Source organism: Deinococcus piscis (genome assembly GCF_014653275.1).
GTDB lineage: Bacteria > Deinococcota > Deinococci > Deinococcales > Deinococcaceae > Deinococcus > Deinococcus piscis.
On the sequence record NZ_BNAL01000058.1, the window covers coordinates 1 to 8,834 of the forward strand.

The 8,834-nt window shown below is 57.5% G+C and carries 6 protein-coding genes; 2 read left to right on the forward strand and 4 right to left on the reverse strand.

Going from position 1 to position 8,834, the window contains the following annotated elements; genetic code table 11:
* Positions 1-1,032: 1,032 nt before the first annotated feature.
* The gene (locus tag IE158_RS12920) at positions 1,033-1,233 is read right to left on the reverse strand and encodes a hypothetical protein (RefSeq protein WP_189644126.1); all 201 of its coding nucleotides are present in this window, start codon (positions 1,231-1,233) and stop codon (positions 1,033-1,035) included.
* 3,081 nt (positions 1,234-4,314) lie between these two features.
* Here IE158_RS12920 and IE158_RS12930 point away from each other — a divergent pair.
* Together IE158_RS12930 and IE158_RS12935 are read left to right on the forward strand one after the other, a co-directional pair.
* Positions 4,315-4,965 (forward strand): hypothetical protein, encoded by a 651-nt coding sequence (locus tag IE158_RS12930; RefSeq protein WP_229839125.1) that lies wholly within the window; start codon positions 4,315-4,317, stop codon positions 4,963-4,965.
* A 369-nt stretch (positions 4,966-5,334) separates the two neighbouring features.
* Positions 5,335-5,595, forward strand: coding sequence for a hypothetical protein (locus IE158_RS12935; RefSeq protein ID WP_189644129.1), 261 nt, complete (start codon positions 5,335-5,337; stop codon positions 5,593-5,595).
* Between the two features lie 556 nt (positions 5,596-6,151).
* Here IE158_RS12935 and vapC read toward each other — a convergent pair.
* The 3 genes from vapC to IE158_RS12950 all read right to left on the reverse strand — a co-directional run bounded on the left by vapC (position 6,152) and on the right by IE158_RS12950 (position 8,425).
* Positions 6,152-6,559: a type II toxin-antitoxin system tRNA(fMet)-specific endonuclease VapC gene (vapC, locus tag IE158_RS12940; protein WP_229839126.1), complete on the reverse strand. Its 408-nt coding sequence runs from the start codon at positions 6,557-6,559 to the stop codon at positions 6,152-6,154.
* Positions 6,556-6,786 carry a type II toxin-antitoxin system VapB family antitoxin gene (gene vapB, locus IE158_RS12945; protein WP_189644130.1) on the reverse strand — a complete coding sequence of 77 codons (231 nt, stop codon included), beginning with the start codon at positions 6,784-6,786 and terminating at the stop codon, positions 6,556-6,558. The genes vapC and vapB overlap by 4 nt, the downstream gene beginning before the upstream one ends.
* A gap of 322 nt (positions 6,787-7,108) precedes the next feature.
* Positions 7,109-8,425: a hypothetical protein gene (locus tag IE158_RS12950; RefSeq protein WP_189644131.1), complete on the reverse strand. Its 1,317-nt coding sequence runs from the start codon at positions 8,423-8,425 to the stop codon at positions 7,109-7,111.
* Positions 8,426-8,834: the final 409 nt, after the last annotated feature.

The following is an 8,834-nucleotide window of genomic DNA, read 5'->3' on the forward strand; positions in this document are numbered from 1 at the left end:
TGTGTGCTTTGACAGGCTGGGCACTCCGGCATCCTGTCAGTAGATCACGTTGGTACAGCCACTACCGGATTTTGTTCTGGTAGTGCTGTGTGGCGTGCTGCAGGGAAGCATAGCCCTGGGGGGTGACTTTTGGCATGGGACAGTCCTTTCTTGAAAGAGTTCGGGGCACCGCGGGGCTATTGGAGACATGGGTGTGTACAGAAGGACAGCAATATTCTCCTCGACGCTCTTTGCAAAGAAGAAAACTTACTTGAATTACAGTATTCTCCTTTTCCTTCTCCCAGCGCTCTTTTTTTCTCCGTTTCCCCGGTGGTCTTGGGGTGGCCTCTCTCTCCTATGTCCGCAGTCTGCATGCAGCCTGCTTCCCACCGCCACTGTTCTGCTCTGGCCCTGGCCGGTGCTTGATATTTTTCCTGACCTGCTCCGGCAGATGGCGCTTTCTCTCTCAACCTGCTCTGGCCCTGGCCGGCACTCTCTACCGGCGGCTTGATCTCACGGCGTCGAGTCTCCTGGGCAACTACCGATGCGGGCAGAGAGCGAAGCGCACGCTGAGCGGGCACCTCTCCACCAGCCAGGAAGCTGACCATACCGAAAAGACCCCCTCCTCCTTTGCGGACGTGATGAGCTTCTGCCCTAGCCCCGGCCTCTCAGCTTCAGCAGTCGAAGTGCCCCATGATTTTCCGACTCCCCACCAGTACCTCACCTGCTCAGGCCAGGGCTGGGGCGTCATGGCGGCCCGGCCAAACCCAGAACACTCCTGCCACTCTCCCAGCTTCGGCCAGGGTCAGAGCTGTTGCGTTTAGACGGCGGCTTCCAGTTCACTGCCCTCCTCCCCCTGCGGACAGGCAGTCGGTCCCTGGTCTATGCCCCCCCACCCAGGCCGCACCCCGCGCCTCCGGCGAAGAGACCGGAATGCGAAAGAGGGGCGGCGGCGACCGGAGGAAGCCGTAAAACTGGCGCGTCTTTGTGCGCCGGTTTTAGCCCCTCGGTTTTTGCCGGCACACAGTGGACAAAGACTGAGCAAGAAGAGACTTACCCACCCACGTTGTCCGGCAAAAATTCGCATGCAGGGCTGCCCCAACGGGGCACCTTCTCTGCCTGACCTGCCAACACCAGCTGCTGCACCATCACCACCGACTGCTGACCGTCCAAGACCAGCTGCTGACCAGACCGATGCTCCAACTCCACCATCGCCAACTCGTGAACACTCGCCGCCGCCTGACCTGTCGCCAACTCCTGCTGACCTCACCCGCAGAGCAACCCTCAAGCCAACTGACCTCCACCTCAATTGACTTCTGGCAGACCCGACAGCACCAGCTGTTGCACAAGCCGCTGAGCCTTCCCCTCATGACCTCGCTGCACCCTCAACTCGCCTGACTCCACCTGCCCTGATGCCAGACCTCGATGCGGCTCAGGAAGCTCCAGCTTCCCTGCACACTCCACCTCCTGCTGAGCTGATGAACCTCAGCCCTCAGTCCAAGCCAGCTCGTCTGACCACTCGCCTGCCTCTCGCTGCTGCTCTCCACCTTGCCCCTCCGGCTCGCCCGAAGCTGACTGCTCGGCTCACGCCTCCCGCTGGCCTGACTCTTCACTTGAGTGCAGCTCGTCTGATGACTCGCTCCCTGACCCTCACTCCCCTAGCTCACGCTCAGTCGTGCAGCTTACTGAGCAGCCCTGGCCCTGGCCTGAGCAGAACAAAGAAGCTTCGGCATCCCCAGCCGTCCACTGGCTCCAGCTAGAAAGCTATGGCCTATGCAAAAGCCCAGAGGCGAAGGGCAAGGGAGAGACCAGAGCTTTCCTGCCAGGAAGGTACGTCCGCAAAAGAAGGGGGCGGGGCGAGAGAGAGACCAAGCCTCCAACCCTCAGTAAGAGGGAAGCACTGGGGAGAGAGACCAGAGTCCCGGCACCCGGTAAGAGAGAAGCACTGGGAGAGAAACTAAGCCTCCAACCTTCAGTAAGAGGGAAGCACTGGGGAGAGAGACCAACATCTCTCCGCCTGTTCATTCGTCCGCAAAAGAAAGGGATGGTGTCTGGTCAGAGAGTGGTGGTCATGGACTCCCGGCAAGTGGTCGCAAGTGGTCTTTTGCATCTTACCCCCTAGCGTGCTTGCCTCCGGGCGGTGATACCTGATGCTCGTCCATCTCAACCCCGGACTGACCACCCGGAAACGCGGGCCGATTCTGGGAGAGTGCAGCTCCTCCGATGGGTCTTCCTCTGGCCCCTCAGCCGGCAAGGCCCGCGTCTGCTTTCGGGTGTCTGGTGTCTCCCCGCTCCGGGGTTAGCTGGCCTGACTCCGCGACTGCTCTGGCCCTGGCCGGTGGGTCTCGCAACGCACCGAGCCAAGGCGCTCTGCGGGCCGGGACCGGGACAAGAAGTCGAGGCCCCGGTGGTCTATGTGACCTGCCCGAAAGCGAGGCCCGCCACTGCCTTCCCGCTGCCAGGTGATGCCCAGCCGAAGGCGACGACTCTACCCTGGCCCCTGGGGTTTCGCAGGCGCAACCTGGTGCTTCCGCTGGGCTGGGATGCTGAGGCTTTTGCCTCTGCTGCCTGAGTCTGGGTTCGGACTGGAGTGCGGATGCTCTGGAGCTGGGCCGGGGGTGGAACTCTGGTGCTTCCGCTTCTGCTGTCTGGGGGTCACGATGGAGAAGAACGATAGGCAAGTGGGGCTGGGTTTCGGTTGAAACGCTTCGGCTTTCGCCTCCGCTCCCTGGTGATGGTGGTCCAGGGTCGCCAGCTCAGATGAGCGTGGCGTGAGCTGGAAGGCGGTTGGGTAGAAAGGGCGATTTGAGGGGGTAAAGGGTGGACTGATTAAGTAGTTGGGCCAAAAAGCCGGGACTATTTAAGTAGTTGGACTAGTTAAGTAGTTTCTCGCCTCTGCCTCAAAGACTCCCATTAAGAAACCTTCATCTTGAAAATGGCCTCCATGTCCCCTCTGGTGTCTGCCCCACTGGCAGCGAAGACAAGGCCAATCAGCAGTCACTCTTGCTGCCCCTGGCGCACTGTCGGCACCTCTCGCAGCGCGTCACCACACAGAGATCGGAGCGGAGATGGGAACGGTCTTGGCCCGGCCTCGCACTGCACTTTGTGCGAGCTTCAAGACAGACTCGGTACGCTCTTCGCAGTGAGTTTGAACAGCACTTCGCACCGGGTTCAGTGCAGGCTTGAGTCGCCTTTGCACTGCACTCTGTGCAAGCTTCAGGCATGGCCTCGGTACGCTCTTCGGAGTGAGTTTGAACAGCACTTCGCACCGGGTTTAGTGCAGGCTTGAGTCGCCTTTGCAATGCACTTTGTGCGAGCTTCAAGACAGACTTGATACGCCTTTCGGAGTGAGTTTGAACAGCACTTCGCGCTGGTTTCAGTACAGGCTTGAGTACAGATTTGGCAGCGACTTGAGTCCACTTCGAGCGCTGGAGTGAAGGCCTTTTTGTTCACAGCTTGTGTACCCGCTAGCGTGTTGCTTACCGCTCGGTCAGGAGTAGTGCTCGCGTACCCGCTAGCGTGTTGCTTACCGGGTGGTCAGGAGCATTGCCTACTGGATAGTCAAAGTATTTTTCGGTGGTTCTAGTCAGGCGTTCCAACCCTGCCAAGATCAAAGCAGCAAGCGCAGATACAAGAGGCAAAGAGCAGGTAAGTTGAGCCTCCCAATATCGGTTCCGTGCTCCTCTCTACACCAGGAAAAGAGCGAGAGAATTCCATCAGCGAGACCACCCCTCAGGAAACGCAACCCGGAGAGTTAAAGAAGCCGCACATCACTGAGACGTCCAGCCAGCCGGCCAGTAATGTGCGGCGAGAGACTTGGTGCTTCGGCGTCTGCATTCTCAGTCGGTACTCGACTTTTGCTCGTTTATCGAACACCTCGCCTTGGCTGGCACTGCACCTTCGCTGCCAAGGTTCCACTCGACCAAGTCAAAGCAAAGCGCAGTGACTTCTGGTCACTGCGTGCCAGATTCTAGTGAGCTTGTCTGTAGATCTCAGGTCTTCTTTGAATCTTGTAATTCATAAATAATTGACAGCCCACTTCCTCACGACTCCCCTCTCCCCTGCGAACGGTCACCCAGCAGAAAGCCTCCACGTTCAAGCAGGCCAAGCAGTGATAAAGCAGACCACTCAGCACCTGACTGAACTCGAATCCCGCACCCTGACAGGTGTCATGGAAGGTGGTAGATTCCTGGGCCATGATGGTACCGAAAAAGCCATTAGCCCGGATGCTCTCGGCGATGGCTTTCACGTCACTGAGAAGGAGTGCAGTCAAGTTCGCGCAGTTGCCGCGCTGGCCTGTATTTCTTTCTCACCTGAACGAAGCATCCTGTCTCTATGCGACACCTTCTTGTCCTCGGTCTCCTCAGTCTCAGTGGCGCAGTCCAGGCTGGCGGCGCTGCGGCGCCTGCCGCTCCCCTGCGTGTGACGGCAACGAACATCACTGCACCGGGTTTTTCACTTCAGGCCTCTCTAAAAAAGTGGGGCTGCCACGGGAACGTCAAAGCCACGCCATTGTCACTCATGGGCAAGACGCTTACCGTCAACGTGACGGGCACCGTATGCGGCCAGGCCTACAAGGGTGTGGAGGTCTTTTCGCTCTCTGGAAAAGCTGTACCGAGCCTCAGCAAATTGTTTGGTGAGCGTGTAGTGGTTAATGCCCTGAAACGTGACCCCTACCTCAACACCGTGACTCCCCTGCGGGGCAACACCCTCAGCGAACTGGAACAAAGCCTCGCTGAGCAGCCCCCCCGTGGAGACTGCCCCATTGCGCCTTCTGCGCTCAGCCTCGCCGAGTACAGCTACGCCATCTGGAAAACAGCCGGAAATCAGGTCAATGTCCGCCTCGCCCTGCCGGTCCGCTGCGGCGGCACCCAGACCAACGACTCTGTGTGGCTGGGATTGACGCTGCCAAAGAGTGCTCTGAAAGAGCGGGTCACCTTTGACTTTACGAACCGCCCCCGCACAGCAGCCCACATCCGCTGGTAAGTGCGATGCCTTCGGAGCGCTCTCCTCAGAACTTACACCTGAATATGTAGCCAAAAAGCGCTCCCAGAGCTGAAAATCTGGAAGTGTGATCCAACAGGCTTCAAAGGAGCGCGCCCGCATGCTGGCACAGCAAGTTCTGAGGGTTCCAGAGATGCCATATCAGCAGTGAAGCCGAAGGAGTCAGTCCCAGTGCATCGAGTCGCTTTTTCAACGCCTACGACTGGGATTCAGACTGCTGCTGAGAAGAGATACAGGACACCCAGTGGCGCATCCTAATGGGCACGGCCTACCACAAACACAAACCTCGGCTGCGGCTCAGCGTAGTCCCCATGACCATAGAGAAAGTAGGCACCCAGCTACCCTATGTCAGTGTCTACAACGGCAGGCACGGCATCCACCTGGTCATCATTGTTCGCTGCGTATGGAAAACTTCAGTTCCTCATTTCCTACCAGGTCTACCAGGGCAAGCACACCAGCACTCCAGTCACGCTGGCGCTTGATCTGCTGGAAGAAGTGCCGGACTTTAGCAGGAAATGCTTCCGGGTTTTCCTAGGAAGCATGCAGCGCCTCAAGTTTGTCTTTGTGGTGAGTGTAGGAGCAACCATCATACTGACCATCCTGGCCGGGTAACAGTCGCGGACTGCTGACTACCCATCAAAACGTAGGATAAGCCGTGCCAGACATCTCCAATTTTCACTGCTTGGATACCTGAGCAAAGCTCTTAGCCTGTTCAGCTCCAATCAGGACAGACTCCTGCTGGCGTAGCGGTGCGCTTTTCAGCAGATGCTGCTCTTCTGGTGCTGACAAGATGTGTGTTCCCAACAGCATCAGCAGAGTTTTAAAGAGTAGTAGTCAGCGCGGACTGTCCGCGTGGAGGCTATGCCAATCTGGCCAACTGGTTTCTGAAAACGCTGTCTCTGGGCAGAGTTGACCGTGGGGACCGCGAATTCTTTGCGGTGTCATCCGCGTTGCTGGATGGAGATGTGATCATCCTCAAAGAGGTGTTTTGGCCCTTTCCTACAGCTGTTTGCTACTGAAACCGCCTACTTCACGTTCTATAGCCTACTCAACTTCGCCCAGATGAGTTGGAAAGGTGACGGCCTCTATAGGTGTAATTAGTGTCCTGCTCAACAGCATTCCGTATCTGACCTGGCGAGTGCTGAAGAAAGAACTGTCAAGGCAAGCCTCATTCGTTCACCCAGTCCTGAACCCGCAAGCCCTCAACACGCTCAAACTCACGGGTGTTGTTGGTCACCAATACCATCCCCAGACTCCGGGCATGGGCCGCAATGTGAATATCTGCCTCCCCAATCGGCGTTCCCTGACGCCGCAAAGCCGCTTTGATATTGCCGAAATGAGATGCCGCTCGCGCATCGTAATCAAGGATCTCCAGCCGCGAGAGAAAGTCCTCCACGTCGCGGCGGTTTCTTTCTTGATGCTGGCTATTTTCCACGCCGAAATAAAGTTCGGCCACCGTCATGGTACTGACCGCCAGCGACGCCGCATGTTCGTTAAACCGGTCAAGCACCTGGGCAGGCCTGCGCTTGATCACGTAAATGCAGATATTTGTGTCCAGCAGATACTGAGCGATCAAAAGGCTTCCCGCTCCGCCTGGATGCCTTGATCCCGCTCTGGCATGAAATCATCATCCAGACCCGGACGCTGGAAGTAGTCCGTCCAGGTTTCACTTACCGGTGTCAGGATGCGTTGCTGCCCCACAACACGTACGGCGACGGATTTCACGCCCTCATCAAAACGGGCCGACACCGGAAGACGTACCGCCTGAGTTCGGTTGTTCATAAAGACACTGGCTTTCTCCATAAAAACCTCCTCTATACCTATAGTATAGAGCAAAGGCCCACCCGTACCGAACCAATAAGGCCCGCATTCAAAGTGAACGTATGAAACGCTTTATGCACCTCTGCTCTGCCCTCCCCACCACTGCTGCCCAGGTCAGCCTTCCGGAAGTTACTAAAGCCGTTGATAGCGCTGGCAACAGTAGTATTGCCTAGCTCCCCGACCTACAGAATATGCCCCTGATCCAGAGCCTCAGGCAGGCCGCCCAGCGCAACCTGCCCGGAAGACCACTATCAACGACCCGGGCAGGTCACTGCCCCCTAGGAAGGATAGGGCAGGCTTCAGCTCAACCGGTGCGCTGTTCGGGCATCACATAAGGCCGTAGGGTACTGGGGGTCATGCTGCTGCGGATGATGTCGCACTGGATGTCCGGATCACTCAGCAGGGCCACCGTGATCTTCAGCGGCGTGACTGCCACGATTTCGTGCCGCTCTCGCATGTAGACCACCCGATCACCCACCTGCCATTCACTGCGGCCGCTGACGCGCCGACTGGAGGCACCCTCGCCCGCTGGCCGCTGCTGCACCAGCTCGCGAATGGCCAGACGCTGCTCAGCGTGTTCCTGCAGGAGACGCAGCAATTCAGTGGTGTAGTTCAACCCCGCCAGCCCCGGATTGGTCTCCTGCTCACGGCGGCGCTGGGACATATTGCGGCGGGCCTCGTTGTGGAACTCGCGCAGCTGCTCCAGGCTGATCAGGCTGGCAATCTCGCGGCGGTCCAGGCCACCAACGACTTCTGTGCTGAGCGGAGGCATCTTCGTGTCTCCCAGCTGATACGACGACAGCCAGCGTTTGTTCAGGTAGCGGTCCAGCTGGGCGTTGACAGCTGCCACCTCGTCCGGTGCCGCCGCGCCGCCCGGAACTTCTTCAACAGCAGTGGGCTGAGTGTTCTGCTGCCTGCCTTGGCCGATAGCTGCCTCAGAAAGGTCAGACCCGTGAAGTGAGGCAGTGTTTGCGGGCTGTGCTGTGATGCCCTCTTCCTGCCCGCCTTCAGCTTCATCGAGCAGAGCCTCCAGCAGATCTTCTGGCGAAGTCTTTCCAGAAGAAGAAGCGTTCAGGGTGCTGTCCACTTCCCCGGTTTCGGGCATGGGTGCTTCTTCTTGTTTTGGAGATGTATTTCCTTGTCTTTTACATGTATCTGTTTTGGATACGCTCCCCGCAAGGGAGTCAGGAGGCGTATCTGTTTTGGATACGCTCTCGCCTATCACTTGTGCTGCACGTGCTTCCAGGCGTTTCTGTGCCTGCGCAGCCAGATGTATGGCATTCTCGCCCCACATAATTTCCGCATCAATGTGCCAACGATTGGGGACCCCCAGCTTTCCGGGTGCCGCTGCAGAGCCTTCGGTCTTGCTGATGAAGTGGCCACAGTACTGAAGTACTCGCTGCTGAATAGCAACTAACTTGCCTTGGCCGCAGCCGAGGTCTTTCATCATCCGGCGTTGGCTCAGTGCCTGGCCAGAGTTGGCCCAGCTCAAGATGTAATTGATGTAGCCATAACCGTCGAGCTTGATCAGGGGCAGGTACTTATCGCGAATAAAATTGGGGCACTGATGGAAACCCTTGTGAGCCTCGCCGCTCATGGTGATGATTGCACCGTCAGACATTTCGGTTCCTTGTAACGCTCTTGGGGTATTGCTCCCCCAAAGGGCTTATGATTGACCCCTGACGTGTAGGCGCGTTAGACTACACGTAAGCGAAGGCCGCCGCCGGAGCGACAACCACAACAAAAAGTTGATTACCACAACCCTTTAGGAATTTCCCTCGCTTCGGTCGCCAAACTTCTGCGGGGGATTTTCCTTTTTCTGGTCTCTCGCCAGAATCGGGGTATCTGTACAATAGCGTCTGACCTACTTAAATGCCAAGATAAGATATTTAAGCGGCTCCAGATGTTGCGATAAATTCTGGGGCGCAACTCTTAGGATGTTTTGCCCTGGGCAGCCTGGTCCGGTAGTGGCTGCATCAACGTGACAAGTTGTATCGGTGGAAGGCCAGAGTCAGGCTGGCTTCGAGCAT